This is a genomic window from Planctomycetota bacterium (assembly GCA_035384565.1).
Taxonomy (GTDB): Bacteria; Planctomycetota; PUPC01; order DSUN01; family DSUN01; genus DAOOIT01.
In genome coordinates this window covers 1-15,150 of record DAOOIT010000104.1, presented here as the reverse complement: position 1 = coordinate 15,150, position 15,150 = coordinate 1, and the positions used below count along the sequence as shown (strand labels likewise).

The 15,150-nt window shown below is 67.2% G+C and carries 15 protein-coding genes and 1 pseudogene; 6 read left to right on the top strand and 10 right to left on the bottom strand.

The window, feature by feature from the left end; genetic code table 11:
• The first annotated feature begins 47 nt into the window (after nucleotides 1–47).
• The 6 genes and pseudogenes from PLE19_22470 to PLE19_22445 all read left to right on the top strand — a co-directional run bounded on the left by PLE19_22470 (nucleotide 48) and on the right by PLE19_22445 (nucleotide 2,610).
• A pseudogene (locus PLE19_22470) lies at nucleotides 48–419 on the top strand (hypothetical protein).
• The gene (locus PLE19_22465) at nucleotides 416–643 is read left to right on the top strand and encodes a hypothetical protein (protein ID HPD17712.1); all 228 of its coding nucleotides are present in this window, start codon (nucleotides 416–418) and stop codon (nucleotides 641–643) included. Before PLE19_22470 ends, PLE19_22465 begins: the two are co-directional and overlap by 4 nt.
• A gap of 20 nt (nucleotides 644–663) precedes the next feature.
• On the top strand, nucleotides 664–1,089 hold the full coding sequence (locus tag PLE19_22460; protein ID HPD17711.1) for a hypothetical protein: 426 nt from the start codon (nucleotides 664–666) through the stop codon (nucleotides 1,087–1,089).
• Nucleotide 1,090: 1 nt separating this feature from the next.
• The gene (locus tag PLE19_22455) at nucleotides 1,091–1,300 is read left to right on the top strand and encodes a DUF5049 domain-containing protein (protein HPD17710.1); all 210 of its coding nucleotides are present in this window, start codon (nucleotides 1,091–1,093) and stop codon (nucleotides 1,298–1,300) included.
• 1 nt (nucleotide 1,301) lies between these two features.
• Nucleotides 1,302–2,066: a glucosamine 6-phosphate synthetase gene (locus tag PLE19_22450; GenBank protein ID HPD17709.1), complete on the top strand. Its 765-nt coding sequence runs from the start codon at nucleotides 1,302–1,304 to the stop codon at nucleotides 2,064–2,066.
• 145 nt (nucleotides 2,067–2,211) lie between these two features.
• The gene (locus PLE19_22445; protein ID HPD17708.1) at nucleotides 2,212–2,610 is read left to right on the top strand and encodes a hypothetical protein; all 399 of its coding nucleotides are present in this window, start codon (nucleotides 2,212–2,214) and stop codon (nucleotides 2,608–2,610) included.
• Nucleotides 2,611–3,024: 414 nt separating this feature from the next.
• Here the strand turns inward: PLE19_22445 and PLE19_22440 are convergent, their stop codons facing one another.
• From PLE19_22440 to PLE19_22395, 10 genes are all read right to left on the bottom strand, one after another.
• On the bottom strand, nucleotides 3,025–4,269 hold the full coding sequence (locus tag PLE19_22440; protein ID HPD17707.1) for a DUF790 family protein: 1,245 nt from the start codon (nucleotides 4,267–4,269) through the stop codon (nucleotides 3,025–3,027).
• Nucleotides 4,235–5,629 carry a DEAD/DEAH box helicase family protein gene (locus tag PLE19_22435; GenBank protein HPD17706.1) on the bottom strand — a complete coding sequence of 465 codons (1,395 nt, stop codon included), beginning with the start codon at nucleotides 5,627–5,629 and terminating at the stop codon, nucleotides 4,235–4,237. Before PLE19_22435 ends, PLE19_22440 begins: the two co-directional genes overlap by 35 nt.
• A 436-nt stretch (nucleotides 5,630–6,065) precedes the next feature.
• Nucleotides 6,066–6,293, bottom strand: coding sequence for a DUF2293 domain-containing protein (locus tag PLE19_22430; GenBank protein ID HPD17705.1), 228 nt, complete (start codon nucleotides 6,291–6,293; stop codon nucleotides 6,066–6,068).
• 12 nt (nucleotides 6,294–6,305) lie between these two features.
• Nucleotides 6,306–6,758 carry a hypothetical protein gene (locus tag PLE19_22425; protein HPD17704.1) on the bottom strand — a complete coding sequence of 151 codons (453 nt, stop codon included), beginning with the start codon at nucleotides 6,756–6,758 and terminating at the stop codon, nucleotides 6,306–6,308.
• A 51-nt stretch (nucleotides 6,759–6,809) separates the two neighbouring features.
• Nucleotides 6,810–7,223, bottom strand: coding sequence for a hypothetical protein (locus PLE19_22420; GenBank protein ID HPD17703.1), 414 nt, complete (start codon nucleotides 7,221–7,223; stop codon nucleotides 6,810–6,812).
• 127 nt (nucleotides 7,224–7,350) lie between these two features.
• Nucleotides 7,351–7,764, bottom strand: coding sequence for a hypothetical protein (locus PLE19_22415; GenBank protein ID HPD17702.1), 414 nt, complete (start codon nucleotides 7,762–7,764; stop codon nucleotides 7,351–7,353).
• Between the two features lie 259 nt (nucleotides 7,765–8,023).
• Nucleotides 8,024–9,166, bottom strand: a complete 1,143-nt coding sequence (locus PLE19_22410) for a hypothetical protein (GenBank protein ID HPD17701.1) — start codon at nucleotides 9,164–9,166, stop codon at nucleotides 8,024–8,026.
• Nucleotides 9,167–9,188: 22 nt separating this feature from the next.
• Entirely contained in the window at nucleotides 9,189–9,647 is a 459-nt protein-coding gene (locus tag PLE19_22405) for a DUF2384 domain-containing protein (protein ID HPD17700.1), read from the bottom strand.
• Between the two features lie 2,489 nt (nucleotides 9,648–12,136).
• Entirely contained in the window at nucleotides 12,137–13,030 is an 894-nt protein-coding gene (locus PLE19_22400; protein HPD17699.1) for a hypothetical protein, read from the bottom strand.
• Between the two features lie 395 nt (nucleotides 13,031–13,425).
• Nucleotides 13,426–15,150, bottom strand: a 1,725-nt coding sequence (locus tag PLE19_22395) for a hypothetical protein (protein HPD17698.1), incomplete at its 5' end; no start/stop codon positions are given.

Genomic DNA, 15,150 nt, shown 5'->3' with positions numbered 1-15,150 from the left:
TAATTCGCAACTGCGCATAAGCGCGGTTATGCGAAGCTTCGCATAACCGCGCCTTTGACGGGACGCTCCACGCCGGCAAGGTGAAGGCCTACGTCCAGTTCTGCCTGGCCCTGGCCGCCAAGGCCCTCAACGCGCGCGCGGCCTCGAGCCGGCAGCGGAAGGCCAACGGCCACAGCGACAAGTACGACTTCCGTGTCTTCGCCTTGCACATCGGGCTGATCGGCGACGAGTTCAAGACGTGCAGGAAACACCTGATGGCCAACCTTGCCGGCAGCGCGGCCTGGAAGAACGGCCGGCCGACCCCGCCGCCCCTCGCGACAGCCCCTGAAGCTACCACGCCGGCGCCGCAGGCGCCCGCGCCCGAGAGGCCCGGAGAAGAACACCCCCAACCGACGAGCGAAGGAGACAGCCAGGAATGAAGAGCATCTGCCTGGGCGTCTGGGGCCGCGAGCGGCGGCCCCGACATCTCACGAACCACGTGGCGGCCAACCCGCAGGCCTACTGGGAGCTTCGGAAGGCTTGGCGCGTGTATGCCGCCAGCGCGGAGGAAGCGCGCCGCCTGATCATGCTGTTCGAGGCCGGCAGGGACACGGGCACCGCCCCGTTCGGCCGGCCCCGCGTCGAGGTCATCAAGGGCGAGTGAACCGCAAGGAGGTCCATAGGATGCTGAAGCTGCTGATGCGAGACGGCGAGGCCTTCGAGGGCGAGACGCCCCTCGACCTCGTCCGAGCCATGAAGGGCGCCTCGATGTTCAGCGACGTCAAGGACGTGCTCCACTACGTCGCCGTCGTCCAGGAACGGGTCAAGGAGGTCGAGGGCATCGATCTGGCCGTGGCCGGCGAGAAACTCGACGACCGGTGCGAGTCGTTCGTCCGCGAGCTGGACCGCCTCGGCCTGGCCAAGCTCCAACGGCTCTCTGGGGCCGACCTCGACCAGGTGGAGCACATGGTCCGCGAGACGGCGCGGCTGCTCAACGCCGGCGACTTGCCCGGCGCGTGGAAGTTCCTGCGCCCCAAGCTGCGTCTCACGCCAGACGAACTCGCGGAGCTGGACGGTCACCTGGGACTCGACCAGAAGAAGGAGGATTGAGATGGCGAAGGTGAAGGTGCCGAAAGCCGTGCTCGACGGTCTCGAGGCCGTCCGGCGCTCCGGCTTGACGAACATGCTCGACCGGCCCGTCGTCGCCCAGCTTGCGGAGGAGTTCGGCTTCGAGGAAGCAGCGCGCTGGGTCAGGACTCACCGTCCGGAATTCGCGCGCGGACTCTTCCATGGCTTCGCCGCCAGAGAGGAGAAGAAGTAGCATGTGCGGACTCACGGGCGTCATCCTCGGGCGCAAGCGCCGGAAACGCGACGAGCTGGTCACCATCCGGATGCTGTTCACCGGCCTGCTCCTGCTGAACCAGAAGCGAGGGCACCATGCCACGGGCGTCGCCGTCCTTCGCAAAGACGGGTCCGTCGCCGTATTCAAGCGCCCGGTCGCTGCGAACGGCCTGATCCAGGCCGAGAACTACTGGCACACGCTTCGGCCCGACAACGCGGTGACCGTGATCCTCGGGCACACGCGCTTCAGGACCCAGGGCAGTGAGAAGCGGAACTCGAACAATCATCCCGTACTGACCTCGCTCTGCATGGGCACGCACAACGGGACCATCCTCAACGCCGACGAACTCTTCCGCAAGCTCCGCCTGCCCCGCGCCGCGGAGGTGGACTCCGAGGTCCTCTTCCGCATGGTGGACCGGGCGGAGAACGACGAGGACATCAAGTCCATGCTCGCGCTCTGCGCGGGCTCGACCTCGGCCGCCTGGGTCCGTCGGGACGAGCCGGGGAGGCTGCGGCTCCTCAAGGGCGACATGCCTCTCGACGCCGCCTACGCGCCCAAGCTGCGGGCCGTCTTCTACTCCAGCGAAGCCTGGATGCTCCGGTCCGTCCTCGAGCGCCAGCCGCATCGGATGCTCGACCTCGACCCGTTCACCCTCTCGACCTTCGACGCCCGCGACCTTCCCGACTTCACCCAGCAGGACGTGTTCTTCCTCTCTCCCGCTGCCATGCTCGCTCAAGCGCCATGAGGAATCCCTGTCACCCGGTCACATTCGCCTTGACTTCTCGTCGCCCCCATGCCCCTATGTTCACGACAGGCGTGGTTCAGCGGCCGCCGACGGGGCGGCCCGCCACACCCAAGGCCAGGGCACAACGAATCGAAAGGAGTTCGCCATGCCCAGCCAGTTGACCCTGAAGGACGCCGCGCCGCAGTACCTGGAGCGCCTGCGGGCGGCGGGCAAGAACGAGCACACGGTCAAGACCTACGGAAGGGCGCTCGAGGTCATCGCCGGCTTCTTCGGCGAGGCCAAGGCCCTCAAGGCGCTCCGCCCCGCCGACGTCGGCCGGTTCCTGAAGAGCGACGCCCTGCTCAAGAAGCCCAACGGGCGTGAGCGGGCGAAGCCGACCATCGACCAGATCGTCCGCGTCCTGCGCATGCTCCTCGAGTGGGCGCAGGCCCAGGGCCACGTCCAGACCCTCGCCTTCCCTCAGGACGCGCTGCCCAAGCGCCGCCGCCGACAGCCCGCGCAGCCGCAGGAGACCACCCCGCAGGAGACGCCGCCCGCGAGCTGAACCCCACTGAGCCCTCCTCTCGCCGCACCGCCCTCGGCCCTCTTGCCTGGGGCGGTGCCTCTTCGGCCAGAGAGGGACCACAGCCGAGCTGCCCAGGAGGAACAGAAGACACACATCCGCCCAAACCCAAGGGATCTGCCACGGGCCCCACGAAGCCCGCTGCGTAACGCCTTGCCCCCCGCGACCCTGCGGTCCCGCCCCCGGGAGCGGCCCACTCGACACCCTCGCACACACCCTCGACACTACCGCCGAAGAAGAACACTCCCCAACAGCGGCAGCTTGGCGAGGGGCCGGGCAGACGGGCGGAAAACCGGCTCGGCAGCGCGTTCCAGACCGCCTCCCCGTCGGCCACGGGGCCGCCCCTGTGGCTCCCTGGGCCGCGAACGTGCGCCCGATCGATCCCTGGGTCGTCGGTCAACGGGAACGGCGTCCGGGGGGCGGAGCTGCGCCGCACGCCGACCGTATCCGTTCGAGGGCGGCCAGGACGGGTGCGAGCCGGATGGCTGCCTTGTACACGATCACGTCCTCCGGGACAGAGGCTCCGGGCCGCAGACATCGCTCGGCCACGGCCAAGAGGATGCGGTGGTCGCGGAAGAGGCGCAGGGTCTCGCGCTTCTTCGCCAGGTACTCGGGCGTCCAGTAGCCCACGATCTCGAAGAGTACCGTCGTGCCGTCCTCGTGCCGGAAGGCGAAGTCGGGCACGAACGCCGTCTGGCCCTCGAAGAGGACCTCTGCCTCGCGATGGAGCCGCCAGCCGTCCCGTTCCTCGCCGAACTTCGCGGCGAAGCTCTTCTCCAGGGTCGAGTCGAACTCCTCCGGCGACGGAAGGTGACCGTGCAGTCCGTCGCGGCTCGTGAGCGCGAGATGCGCGGGACGGCCCCACGGCGTCCGCACACTCGCCTCCAAGGCCCACTCGCGGCACGCGAGGAGCGCGGGGAGGAACCGCGCGAAGTTCACGCCGTACCGCCGGGTCTCGCGGAGCACGGAGGCAGGGCCGGAAAGCTCGATGCGATAGCGTGATGGGCCGAGGCGCCGAAGGTCGTGGAGAAGCTGGGCGAGCTTGGCGTAGCGCAGGAGCGTCTTGAAGTCGGCCCCTGCGGTGATGATGACTTGCTCCGCACGATAGAGGCAGGCCTGGACCTGTGCCACGTTGTAGCGGGCGAGGAGGGCCGCCGCGTCCGCATAGCCCGGCTCGAAGGCCCGCAGGCACTGGAAGTCCAGCACGTCCGCGTGGAGGCTCCCCTCGATCTCGTCCCAGGGCCGGCCCAACTGCTCGGCGATACGGGCCTTGGCCTCCGCCTCGGTGTTCTCGAAGAGCTGGTCGCGCCGTTCGACGAGCGGGTGGAGCTTGGCTGCGAATTCGAAGACCTGAAGGCGGAGCTTCGCGGCCCTCCCCGTCGGGTCGCTGTCGAACTGGCTTGCGTCATCGAGGAGCTTGCAGAAGGCCTGCACCCGTCGCGTCTCGCAGTCCGGCTCGTTCGCCAGGATGCCTTCCACCGAGCGATGGAGCTCCCTGCGGGTCTTCCCTGCGCCCTGCCGGTAGGCGAGCAGCATCTGCCGCGCGTAGCCCTCGTACTGCGCGTGGGTGCGGCGGGTCAGCCGATCGGGGACCGCGCGGCTTCCCTCATACGCGACGATGGCTTGTTCGCTCGTAAGCATCGCTTCTCCGCCGCCGGCGCGAGCGGTCCTCCTCGTTCGTGTCCTGGCAGACGACCTCGTAGAGCGTGGCCCGGGCCGCCCCCGTGCGGCGCAGGATGCGGCCGAGGCGCTGCTTGGCCTGCCGCGTGGAGGCCTGGCCCCCGATCACGACGGCCACCTTGGCCTCCGGCACGTCCACCCCTTCGTCGAGCACCTGGTTCGCCACGAGCACCGGGAACCGGCCGCCCGCGAAGCCCTCAAGCACGACTAGCCGCTCGCGCTTCCGCGAATGCGAGAGCAGCGTCGGCACCAGGAACCGCCGCGAGACGTCCAGCGCCATCGCGTTCGACCCGGCGAACACGATCACCCGCTCGCCCGCATGCAGCCGGAAGAGGTCCTCCAGCACCCGCAGCTTCTCCTGCGCTCGGTCCTCGACGGACTTCTTCGCGTAGTAGGCCCTCTGCGCCCGACGGGCCTCGGGGTCCTTGCCCGATTCCGCGCAGAGGTCCCGCCAACCGTAGCCGGGCTTCTCCTTCCGCCGTTCGGCGATGAAGGACCTGACGAGGCGACCATAGTCCTCGTAGCGCGCCTGTTCCTCGTCGGTCAGGGCTACGGGGATGCGCACCACGTCGTAGTCCGCCAGGGTCCTCCCCTTGGCGTGCGGGATCTCCTGCCGGTAGACGACGGGGCCGACGAGCCACGCCAGGTCGGCATCGAGGCCGTCCGATCGCTCCGGCGTCGCCGTCAGGCCCAGCCGCATCGGCGCGGCGCAGAAGAGCGCCGCCTCGCGGCGGCACGGGCCGGGCAGATGGTGCTCCTCGTCGAAGACCACGAGCCCAAACCGCGCGCCCAGCTCGCCCATGTGGGCGTAGGCGCTGTCGTAGGTGGTGACCGTCACGTTGCGGACGTTGTGCCGGCTGTCGCCCAGGATGCCCGCATCACACCCAAGGCCGCGGAGGATGCGGCGATGCCACTGGTACATCAGGTCGCGCACCGGCGCCACGATGAGCGTGGCCACGCTCGTGTCCCGCATGGCCGCCAGGGCGACCTCGGTCTTCCCCGTGCCGGTCGGCATGACGACCTGCCCGCGGCCACCGGCCGCCCGCCAGGCGTCGAGCGCCTCCTGCTGCTCCCGACGCAGAGGTGGGAGACTCACGACGCCCCACACTACCCGCGGCGGCACAGGCACCTCATCCACAAACCGCCCGGGGAACTGCTCCGACAGCTCTGCCCGCACGCGCACGTAGTAAATCGCGTCGCACCGGAATGCCCCGATCCGCGCGTCCCAGACCCACAGCCCCGCCGCCCGAACCAGTGCGGCCCCTCCCTCACGCGCACCGTCCAGTCGGAGCGTCCCGCGGTCGAAGGATAGTCGAAGCACCTGCCCGGGCTCCATCGGCACGGCCTCTCGCATTCGCGGCGCCACCGCCACGAGTCCCGTCCTGGCTCCCCGGCCGCCAGTATAGACTGCCGTCCATCGGCGTGCAATACGCCAGAGCACACCGCGGGGAGAAGGCCCTGTCCCGAGGCGCCCCCAACCGCCCCGGCGGCCAGGCGAGGGGCAGGGAATCAGGCTGGGAATTCCGGTAGGACGTTCCTCCCGCCCGTCGCCCCCGTTGGCTACGGGGCAGCCCATGTGGCTCCGTGGGCCGCGAACGGGCGCCAGTTCGCCCCCCTGCTCGACGGCCAACGGGGGCCGCGCTCATGGGGCCGCCGGCGCCTGCTCGTTCCGCCCGCCGCGAGAGGCCGATGGCGGATGCCACGGCCGCAGCACAAGCCCTGGGAGGAGACGTGGGGTGCTTATCCCGCAACGTCCCTCAGGCCGGCGGCCCCTCCCATGCGGAGAGCACGGAACGGACCTGGTCTGCGACCTCGCCGCGCGCGTCATGCCTGTCCCACCCCCTCGCGAGGAGCTGATCGTAGCTGGTCTTTGTGTGCCGGACATGGGCCGCCACGGCGAGTCGGACGGCCTCCTCGTCGAGAGCCTTGGCCGCGGCGGAGCGGCCAACCCGGCCGCTGTACTTCAGGCAAGCGTGCTCCGCGATGGCATCGTCGGCTCAACGCGGGCAGCCCGGAAACACGTCACGCACGCGTCGGGCGAACTGCTCCACGTGCTGCCGGTCGAGTTCCCCGCGGCGCTCGGCCTCGCGCTCGCGGCGGCGCGCCCTCGCCTCCGCGTCGGCCAGGCATTCCTCCTCGGCCTTCTCCAGGGCCGCCTCTTCCACGAGCAGACCCTGCCGCTCGTAGCGCTTCCGCGCACGGCTCCACTTGAGCACTACGGCACTCAGAGTCGAGTGCTTACGGGCACGGCGGGTCACGGCCGCGTCGCCGGACGGCAGGAACGCCAGGTGGTCCAGACCGGCGCACGACAGGCACAGGGCGCCCCGTTCCCCGACAAGGGCGACCCACGCATGGTGGCCCAGGTTCTCGCCGCACTCGTCACACTGGGACTCGCGCGCGGCGATGAATACCTTCAGCTCCTCGCGGTTCGCCGCCGCCTTGTTTCGCACGCACTCCCTCCGATGGCTCCCCACGGGATTCGCGGCAGACGCCGAGGGGTCTCACGCCTTCACAGCGTACTGGCCCTTGCCGACGCGCTCGAACCGCTCGTCTTCCCAGAGCGTGACCTTGACGCGGTGTCGAGGGTTCTTCGACGCGCTCTTGTACCCGGAGGCCAGGAGCGCCTCTGTGGCCTGGTCAATGGACATGGCTCCCTTGCCCGCCATGACCTCGGCGAGCGAGGCAGCCAGAGTCGTGCGGCGCCGTGTGTGCTTCGCCTTCCGCGCCCTTCTGGCCGGGCCAGGGGCTTTCGCCGGCTTGGGAGGTTCGGCCGTTGCGGCCGACGCCTCGAGTTCGACGATCTGACGGTTCAGCTCGTCGCGCTCGGCGATCAGCTTCGGCAGCGCCTCCAACCGCCGGCGCAATTCCTGCTGCAAGGCAGCCGTTGACACCTTGGCGAGACTCAGCTTTGGCATGCGCTCTGCCCCTTCACAAAGGTCGCTCCCCTGGATTCCGCCTCATCCCAGGCCGCGGCAACGCAGCCCACACCAACCCTCGGGCTAAGACGACTGCCGCGAGGCCAGGGGTCGCAGCGATGCGGGCCTACCCCCGGACCTTGTACAGCCCCCTGCCCACCCGGACGAATCGCTTGCTCTTCGCCAGGCTGTTCCTGACGAGCGTCTGGAAGTGCTTCGACCTGTTCTCATAGCCCGCGGCCAGCACTGCTTGGGCGGCATCCGCGACGGACATCGTGCCTTTCGCCTTGATGAACTCGGCGAGCATCGCGGTCAGGCCGAGAGTGCCACGGGCCGGCTTCGCACCCGCGACCCGCCTGGGCGGAGCCGGCCGCGTTGGCGCCTTGGGTGCCAGGGCGGCGGGGGCTGACGCCTCGATTTCTGCGATCTGACGGTTCAGCTCATCGCGCTGAGCGATCAGCCTCGGCAGCGCCTCCACCCGCCGGCGCAGTTCCTCCTTCAAGGCAGCCGTGGACACCTTGGCAAGACTCACCCTTGGCATGCATCCCCCTTTCACGCGAGGTCCCTCCATCGCCTCCGCCTGCCCCTTACACCGTTCGGCTGCGCCGCACACAGCCCTGATGATACCCATTTGCGGCGTGCGGTTAACACCCTTGCCCAGATGTCTGCCAGTCCATCCCTCGAGGCAAGAGGGCGGACGGCGCCTCCGCCGAGCGTCTCGCCGCCAGTTCACCCTCCGTCAGCGCGACCGACAGGAACGGTTCAGGTCCCCTGGGTCTGGCTAACGCCGCGACCCCTCGCTAGTTCAGCGACAGGCCGGGCGAGGGCCGGCCCCGCACCAGGCACGACAGGGAGTGGATCATCACGCGCCTCCTGAGGAACTCCGCCATCTGAGCCGCCAGACCCTCAAGCGGGGGCTTCAATCCCTCGATGGCATCGCACATCATGGCATCAAGTTCCGCCCAGCACCGGTCGCAGGTCTCGAAGTGACGGGCGGCTTCGTCGAGCAGCGTCCGCTTGAGCAGCCAGGCCGCTCCGTCGGTGATGGCTATCATCGTGCCCTTGTACCTGGCACGCATCGGGCAAGTGTTGGGCTCCATCCCGCCGTCTCCTCCCGTCCGCCTGTGCGGACCATATGGCGCGCGAGACCGGGGCACTCCGTCACCATGTTCCGCCCGCGCTGCCGCGCTGCTCTCGGGTGGGCGCACGTTGCCGACCTCTACCGGGCGCCACGTGCCGCGCAGCCGAGCCAGGGCACATCCAATCTGCCAACCGACCTGGAGGAGGGCTGTTGCCCTCCTGGGCACGGTGACGGGGCCGACCGCGCTCTCACTGCGGCTGAGGCCCGCCAGCCAGAGTCTCCCAGGCTCGATCCTGGTGATGGTGTAGTGGTCGAACTCGACGTAATCCTCGCCGGGGACGTCGCGGGGGTCGAAGAACACGCCGCCAGCCTTGGCGAGACTCGATGCCACGCGCTCCGCCGCGGGGAGAGGGGGCGCATCCCTGCCGATCTCTTCGATGCCTTGCGCCGCGTCGTCTTTGCTGATGTAGCCCTTCACGGCCAGCCACTTCGAGAGCTTCCTCGCCACCGTCCGTGCTGCCCGCTCCGAGCCTGGACACGCCATGATGGCCTTGCGGATCATGAAGCGGCATAGGAAGGAGGCAAGGTTGCCCATGATGTGGACCGGCCCGAAGGTCTGGCAGAACTCGCGGCGCTCGTCGCCCTCTGCCTTGCGGCGCGTCTCGAAGAGCGCCCTCTCTGCCTTCGACAGGCCTTCCCCGTAGTTGTTGAGGTGGACCATCAGCACGCCGATGATGCTGCGGCATCGCGAGAAGGTCGCTGGCTCCAGCCGCTGCGCCTGCTCGGCCAGGAACTCCCCGAGAACCTGCGCGATGGTGGGCGTGGCGACCGGCGGCAGCACGTTGCTCTCTGGAGGCATCATGGGTCCTCATCCTGTGTCTGCATCACTCCCCTTCCGTCAGCCCAAGCGCATCGAACATCTGCTTGCGCGGGATGTCCACGTCAGCCCCGCCCGGGCCAGTCGGTTTGGGGATGGTCCGGATCAAGCGGGCGATCCTTCCTTTCCCCTCGGCCGTACGGCACGTCTCGCGCGGGGTCTTGCCGCCGAGCATGGGGAGCGGCGCATCCAGCCACTGCATGTACTGCCGGTGCGTGAGATCCCTGATGTAGGCCACAAGCTCAGGGGTTACCGGGACTTCCCTCCGGCCCAGCCGGTCATCCGGGGGGATGCCTTCCTCTCGGACCTGATCGAGCGTCCGCACGCGCACTCCTCTGAACTCAACGCCCGGGATCCTGTCGAGCCAGGCACGAGCCTTCTTGAGCCGCCTCGCCGAGTTGACCTCTACGAGCAGTTCGTCACCGACGAACGACAGGGTCCCAAGCGTGGTCGTGTCCCCGGGCATGAGCGAGGTCAGGAGTACTGCGGCGGGCTCGCAGGCCCGCAATGGCAGTATGCTAACCACGCCCCAGGGAAGTGTCAAGTCGTGCATAGCTTGGTGGGCGGGCGAGCGGAGGCGAGGAAACCCCGGTAGAAGGAAACCCTTCCTCGCTGCCGCGCCCGCTCGCCACAGCGCCCCAGACGGGCGCCAGATCGATCCCCCCACCGACGGTCAACGCGAGGACCGTCCATGGGGTTACCCGCCGTTGCACGCTCCCCATCGCGACGATCCGCCGGCCCTCTGACGCTGCCCAGAACGGGCCGGTCGCCACGCCCACGGCGCGCCCGGAAGGGCGGCCACGGGGCGGCCCACGTCGGCCCACGTCGCGTTCCCCGGCGCCTGTGCGGCCAGGGCGTCGAAGGCCGGCTCGGCCGCGGCCATGGGCCGCGATCCCACTGCGCCCCCAGGCCCAAGCTGCGCACCCACTGGCAGCTTGGCGGCGGCCGCTGGACTGCGGCAGGAGCCGCCGTGCCAACCGCCCATGGCCACCCCTGGCCGTCAACCGGGACTGGGCGGGCCCTCTGTCCTGACCCGGGGATTGGCCCCTCGCTTGCCTCTCCTGGCGCGAGCCACCCCGACCTCCTCAAGCAGGGCTGTCGCCCATTGGGCGGGCGACGGCCCCGTCCTGTGCCGCACGCGTCTCGCCTTGGCCCTGTCTTGGTCGCCCTTCAGTCTCCTGGCGTGCCTCAGCGCTGCCCGGCTGAACCTCTGTGCGGCTGCCGCATCCCCTGACCCTAACGCGCGCAAGAACTGGATGTGCGCCATGGCCAACGCCTTTGCTTCGGCCAAGGCCGAGGCGTCGCCCAGGTCGAAGTCCGCCCGAAGGCGCCCCATCAGTTCGTCATAGGCTAGCCGCTCCTCGTCCCCCAGCAGCCGCTCGGCGTAAATGCCGTGCTCGAGGGCGTTTAGAGCCGACCGCGCCTTGCCCTCGGCGGTCTTCGGACCGGTCGAGGCGGCCCCGTGCCAGTAGCACACGCGGTGCCCCGGCACCGCCAGACGCCTACACTGCTCTCCCGTGGACTTGCTGGTTGCTGCGCAGCGCCAGCGTCCTACTCTCATCCCCCGCCTCCTACGGGCCTGCCGGGCCGGGCCTCGCGTCGCGCCATCGCAGGCACGTGCGGACACGATCCTACCCAAGCCGCCAAGCCGCCGCAAGTGGAGCACGTCAGAGGGGGGCGGGTGCCCCTTGCCGGCAGCGGGCGCGACCGCCGGCGGCCCAATGGCGACGGACCTGCGCGTGGGGCTTCGCTTGGCGCCGTGTTGTCTGTGGCGGGCGTGTTCTTCTTCCGCGGTAGTGTCGAGGGTGGGCGGGGGACTGTCGAGGGCGCCGCTCGCGGGGCGTAGCCGCAAGACTGCGGGCGGCAAGGAGTTACGCAGGGGACTCGTGGGACCGTCGCAGGTCTGCCGGGTTTGGGCGGGCCTGTGCCTCAGCTCACCCCCGGCAACTCGGCTACGGCGCCTCTATGGCCGAGGGGAGAACGCATCGAGGGGCCGAGCACGAGGAGTGAAATCTCCGTTAAGAAACCCTTCACTCCGTGTCCAACGTCCGGGGCAAAGGGTGCCGAGATGGAAATTCCAGTTAAGCAGAACTTCCACGCCCGCCCGGGAGCCCTTCGGAGAGAACCCCATGTGGATGGCCACGGGCCTTACTTGAGATGCGCCAGAGACTACTTGATCCCCCCCTGCCAGAGACTACTTGGCGAGCAAATGCACGCGCGGATGGCGTAAGTAAGGTTCGGCCTCATACACGGCCGAGAACCGCATGATCCGGCCCTCCCAGCCTCAGCATCAGCGGTACGAGCCTTGGGGTTCGTTCCGCCAACAGGGGGGCCGGGAGGGAGACAGAAAACGGCGGCCCACGGCGGCCCAGGGGGCGACCCCGCGCGCCCGTTCGACCCAGGCTGCCAGCGCGAGCAGATAGGCGGGCCCTTGGCCAACACGCACACAGCCCGCCGCCGGTGGGGCCCGGCCCGCGGGCCGCGCACCCCTCACGCCGTCAAACCACGGAACTGCCGCCCCCATTGGTTTACAGCTCTCGGCGCTGCACCCTCCCGCTTCGCCTGGTTCGCGCCCGGCACTCCCCAGCAAGGCGCCTCTCGCTCTATCCCATTGGCAGACAATGGCTTGCGGGCGGCGCCGGTATCCAGCGCCTGTCCCGGGCGCCGCCTGTCCGAGCGACCGGCGGTGCCGAAGCACGGCCCTGGCATCACTTCCGTCGACACTGGACCACCCGTGCCCGATGCGCGCCTGCGCGCACTGGCGCTTCCTGGACTGCTACATCCGGCCCCAACGAGGGGAAGTCTGCCTCCGAGACGCCACGGCGTAAGTGCCTGGCCAGCAAGCGGATGTGTACCACCCCCGCCGTTGCTTCATGGCCCCGGCATGCTGTAAACCAGTGGGTGGGCGGTTTCGAACCCGAAAAGTGGCTCCCCGACGAGGACTCGAATCTTCCGTCAGAGTCCGGCGTCGCCATTCTTTCTCTGCTTGCGTCTTCGCCGCCTTCGCAGCATGCTGACTACGATGGCTAGACCAGTGGTCGCTACTGCAGTGGCGATGATCACCACGGCGCTGTATCCCGCCGGGTGGCCGGCACTGTCCGCGCGCACCACTTGCAGCGCTTGGCTTTCCAGCCGATCAAGGTAGTCATCTACTGTGCCGGTCATGCCGCGTTCCTTCCTGTCTCTAGGCATGCTGTCCCTGCGCTTATCTCTCTCCTCTCTAGCAAATGTCAGGAGGGCCTCAGCGCTATCCAGCCAAACACATTGCTGACGCATCCAACCGAGAAGCAGTATCCTGTCAGTATTGTCAGATACCTCCCCAAAGGCATGGATCAGTGCCCTGGTCCCCTCGACCCCGCGACTTCGCAGGATGGTCATTATGTCCATAGACACACAATACTGTTCCGCGTTGCCGGCGGCGGGCCCTCTCAGCAGCATACCTACCAGTTCGTCGCAGGTCCTGCCCGATCGGTCACTCCAGCTGCCGAACTCAAGGCTCCACGACGTGCTCTTGCCGTCAGCGTCGAGGAACGCCTCCGCGCCCCAGAAACAGTTAGGCTGGAGCATTGCCACCTGGCACAGCACGTCGCGTGCGCTCCCCTCCCGAATCGTGGCGGTTACTGGTTCACGCCAGGGAAGCGAAACAGGATAGAAGCTCGGATGCGCCATCACGGTGTATTTCCATCGTGCATTGGCTCCCACTTCCGATCGCCATGCGTTCTGCACAGCGTCAATCGCCATGCCGCACACTTGGTCGTATTGCATCCCTTTCACCTCAAAGCCCGGCACTCGCTTGGCATTAAGAGGCCAGCTTCGATCTTCGTAAAGGTCCTTTTCGACAATGCACACAAAGCTCCCGTGCCTGAGCGTGAGAAGTGGACCAACCGCAGACCATCCAACCTGGATTTCCTGCAGCACCTTCCGAGGAGTTGCGTCCTTGACGCACACCGTCAACGATCGCTGTCCCTTGGAGCGGCACTCAAGACTGAGTCTGGCACCTGCCTGTCGCGCGAAAGGTTGGAAGACCCCGGGTAAGCCGTTGAGTTCATCATCCGTGGTAGCGAAAAAACGCCCGATTGGCCTGTCCAGCCACGCGAGGCCGCTTAGCTCTGGCTCTGACCCGCCGGCTACGTGATCGGCTCTCGCGAGCGCTAGTATCAGCGCACAGAGCCAAGCTTGGTATGGTCGGTCATGCATTGTCAGTCACTTGATCCTTGTTCGAAATGCACTTGGCCGGCGAGCTGCTACCGCCCGCCTGGCACCGAGTACGCTGAATACCCAGGACGCTCATTGCTGGGAAGATGACGCACCGTGTACGTTCCGCGTCCGGAGAACGGCGTGAATCCGCCGCCTGTTCTTGCGGCCTGCAACTCGAATCCGTTGGGCAATGTCAGGTCTCTGATGAAATAGTAGTGATTCGGGCTGCCGGTCTGGGTTGTCCTGAAGTGTACCGCCGCTTGCCAGACGTGGCCATCAGGAACGGGGTGCGGTGCCGCCCTAACGTCACTTGATGATCCCGTATAGACCCTGCCTAGCATGTCATTGTTGTTGCAGCCCACGAAGCGGAAGACCCACTCGAAGGCCGCGCCGAGCGCAGGATTGATGGCCCTCAGTTCACCTGTTCTTGCGATCCCGCACTCAAGGTTGTCTGTGAAGAGCTCTTGGCTAACGCCTCCTTGAGCCCAGTCGTGCCACTGGCGCCGGACGTGTGCGTTCTGGTTGGGCACCACTTGGTCGTTCTGATTCCATCGTGTATTGATCCAGAGCAGCTCCCTGCCAGCCACTGCTGTGTCGTTGCTCCTGGCGCTCTCGTTGATGTTCCGACCTGTCTGGTCATAGACGGTGTACTGTATATGGGCATGCCAGTAGATGTTCCCATTGTTGTCGCGCGGGAGGTTTCCGCTCACGGTGAAGCCTTGCTCGGTTTCGTTGGTTACGCTAAGACCACCACCAAGGTTGGCGGCCTTGCACATGGCATAATAAGGACGGGTGATGTGTAACTCCGTGTAGTCTGACCCGACTACTCCGAGCTGCGCCCCATCAGCGACTTGCGTGGCCTCAACATCCATGAACTGGTCCCAATAGCCCGCACCGCCGTATACGGGGGAAGGCACGTCAGTCCTGAATCGGAGTATGCACTGGCCACCAGCTCGGCGTACCACGACCGCATGGTCACCAAGAGCCTCCACCACGCAGCCCGGCGAAGTGGGCACGAAATCGCCACGCGTTGCCTGCTCTTGCTGACCCACCCTTGCCACCATCTGGGGGTGCCGCCACACGTAGTCGAACGTCTGGCCCGCTGGCGGCGGTGGTATTATCGACGCACGGAACTCGAACTGTCCATACGCCAGGAGCCTGTTGTGTGGTGGCCGCTGGTCAATCTTCACACTACGGAGAACAGCGCGAAAAGCGCCTTCCCCAACCTTGTTCTGACCTGCGAGCACCGCCACTGTTATGGTTGCACTCTCACCTGCGCGCGGGAAGAATGGAGATGACCGCACGCGGAGGGAGACCAAGCCACGGTTCAGGCCGTTCGAGCGAACCTTAAACATCGGCGGCTTCGACTCCCAATTGTCCCCTTCATCAGCATGGACATCGTTCTTCTTGAAGTCCGCCTTAACGAGCGTCTCGCGGTCTCTAGAGACAGTAGCGGGATTGGGGGTAAAGGTTACGCTGCGGACCTTGATGTTGAGCTCTTTCTTCAACTCAATCCCATCCTCGAGCTCTGGTGGGTCATACCTTTGGGGTCCTAGGTCCATGGGCTTACCCTTTCCCCCTGCGGCATTCTCCGCGTCGCCCCAGATCGTCAGAATGTAGTCCATGTCCACGGCAAGGCGGAGAAGCATCCTGCCGTTCTGCGGTGTCCTTTTCGGAAAACCCTTCACACCTTGACGTCCTCCGTTGGCATCGAGCTTGTCGCGCTCAGGTAATCTTGGCGCGAAGTGGGGAGTTAAAGGGCGGACTAATAC